Origin of the sequence: Bradyrhizobium sp., from assembly GCF_049586575.1 — a bacterium.
GTDB lineage: Bacteria > Pseudomonadota > Alphaproteobacteria > Rhizobiales > Xanthobacteraceae > Bradyrhizobium.
The window spans coordinates 1-2459 of the sequence record NZ_JBAVCF010000238.1 but is presented as its reverse complement, the minus strand read 5'-3'; the positions used below and the strand labels follow the sequence as shown (position 1 = coordinate 2459).

Below are 2459 nucleotides of genomic sequence, written 5' to 3'. Positions count from 1 at the left end.
ACGGTGTCGCTGCCCTTCAAGCTGATTTTTTTCGTGCTGATCGACGGCTGGTCGCTGGTCGCGGGCAGCCTGGTGCAGAGCTATAGCGGGGGCTAGCCGTCCCTTTCCAGATCGGCATCCCTGTTTTTCTCAATCTTCGCCAGGCGTTAGCAGGCGCGCTGCAAGCTTCACGCAAGGATTCGAACGTTTTCGGACGGGGATGTCCCGGCCTCGTCTCAGCCTTTGACGTCGTACTGCTTGCCGAGATGGTCGCCGATCTGCACGATGAGCGCGACGCATTCCGGATAGCCGGGTTTTGCCACGGTCGCCTCGTCGGCACTGGCGCGGAACTCCCAGCCGTCTTCGCCGGAAATCACCGAGATTGCGATTCCATCCGGACAATCGGCGTGGGCCTTGAGCTCGGCGCGCGCCATGGCGATCAACTCGTCGGCCGTTTTCGTGGGCTTGCTCATGGGCACCTTCTCGCCGGAGCATAATCGGAAGGCGCAAAATTGACGCCTCGACGGGCATCTGTCGAGCGGAATAACGCTGGGCGCGCGCCGCCACCCGCCTACTTCGTTACCCGCGCCTGCTTGGTTCCAACGATCTTGGTTCCGATGATCGCCGGCAGCGATCCGGTTGGAGCGGGATCAGCCTTCGGCATTCCCGGCGACATCGCGCGCGACGTCGCATCCGGATATCGCGTCTTCATATCGCGCAGAAATCCTTCAAGCGTGTCGACGCTCGCCGCCATCTTGGCGATCTGGGCGAAATCGGAGCCGGTGGAATCGACCGGCTTGCTGGCAATCTCGAAGGCCGCGCGATCGGCTTCCGCGCTCATCAGCGGCAGGTATTTTTCGCGAAAGCGCGAAAGCCCGATGGTGTCCTCGGCCAGCGAATAGCCGACCACCGCACGGATGATGTCGCTTTTCTCCGCCGCATTCAGCGGCCTGAAGTCGCGCCAGCGGTCGGCGTAATAGAGTTCGATCTGTTCGGCCGACTGACGCCATTGCCGCGCGGCCCAATAAATGTCGGAGCGCAACCGGATCGCCTCACGGCCGGCGATATTGGAAATGATATCGAGCGCCAGATCGTGACGGCCGACGTCGCTCTGCGCGCGCGCCTCGAGCAGCAGCCGCTGCTGCCGCAACTCGCCGGAAAGGTCGGCGATGCGGGTAGAGCGAAGCGCGTCAATGGCGCGCTCGGGCTTGTGGTTGGTAAGGTAGACCATCGCCAGGCGGGCCGCGACCTGCGCACGCGCGGCCCCTTCGAGCCGCTTGTCGACCTGGTATTGCAGGAGCTCGGCCGCCTGATCGAGCAGATCGACGGCAACCAGCCGATCCGCGAGGCGGCGGATCATTTCATCCCCGCGCCGGCCGATCGGCGTCAGGTCGCGATATTCGTAGAACATCCCGAGCGCGTCGATCGGCGGAAGGTCGTCGCCCTTCGGACCGAGAAAGAGCTGGGCGAACAGCGCAGACGCCGCATCCTGACCCTGACGGGCAACTTCCAGGTTCGGCGCCAGCAGGTTGGCCGCGCGCACCGCGCCGAAGGATTCGGCAAAGTGCCCGGACTCGGCATAGATGCGCGCCAGCATTTCCAGCGTCTGCACTTCGAGCGCGTCGCCGCGCCAGGTGACCGAAAGCGTCTCCAGCTCGCGCAGCACGTCTTCCTGGCCGATTTCGTTGCGCTTTTGTTTCAAGGCGATTTCCAGCAACTTGGCTTCCGTCGCCGCCTGCCGGTCCGAGGACGCCGCGGCGCGCTTGAAATCGTCGAGCGCATCCATGTCGCGGCCAAGCCCTTCGGCGAGCCGGCCACGCAGCACATCCACTGCGGCCACCTGCTCGGGCGCGGCGCCAATCACTTCCAGTTCGCTGGCTCGCTTGGCCGCGCCCGGATAATCCTTGACCTCGATCGAGGCGCGAAGCGCGTCGGCAACCACGATGCGCTGCAAGTCGATCGGCAGCGATGTTATGGAGAACTCGGCGCTCTTGAATTTCTCCCGCGCATCCGCCCACTTGCCCTGGCGCGCGCTCGCAATCGCCTTCCAGAGCTGCGAATCGTAGTTGGTGCCGATGGCTGGACTGGCGAGATCCTTCAATCCCCGCTCCGGGCGTCCCATCAGGATGTTGGCCAGCGCGTGAACAATCAGGGCGGCCGGATCTTCCGAACCGGCTTTTGCATCGGCGAGCGCGAGGTTGAGCACGCCAACCGCCTCCGGGTACATCCCCCGCGCCATGTAGAAGCGGGCGAGATCGACCTGCGCGGACGTACGCTGCTCGGGGCTTGCGGTCGCCGCAAGGCCGGCGGCCTCGATCAGGGCGTCCGCCCGCGCGTTGAAGTTTCCTTCGCGATTCTTCTTCCATTCGCCGAGATCGAAAATCGGCCGCACCGCCGTGGGCGCGCGCTCGGCGCCGCTGTCGGCCGGCGACAGCGTCAGGCCGCCGGGCTTGCCCAGAATGACCTTGTCGGGCCCCACA

The 2459-nt window shown here is 64.9% G+C and carries 1 protein-coding gene and 2 pseudogenes; 1 reads left to right on the top strand and 2 read right to left on the bottom strand.

The genetic code is table 11. From position 1 onward, the window contains the following. A pseudogene (locus WB528_RS09105) lies at positions 1-96 on the top strand (flagellar type III secretion system pore protein FliP); the annotation flags it as partial. Positions 97-215: 119 nt separating this feature from the next. Here the strand turns inward: WB528_RS09105 and WB528_RS09100 are convergent. Next, entirely contained in the window at positions 216-452 is a 237-nt protein-coding gene (locus WB528_RS09100) for a hypothetical protein (protein WP_423888088.1), read from the bottom strand. A 98-nt stretch (positions 453-550) separates the two neighbouring features. Further along, positions 551-2459 (bottom strand): annotated as a pseudogene (locus tag WB528_RS09095) (tetratricopeptide repeat protein); the annotation flags it as partial.

Excerpts from the sequence above, each read along its gene's own strand:
- WB528_RS09100 (WP_423888088.1), bottom strand. The coding sequence starts at position 452 with ATGAGCAAGCCCACGAAAACGGCCGACGAGTTGATCGCCATGGCGCGC.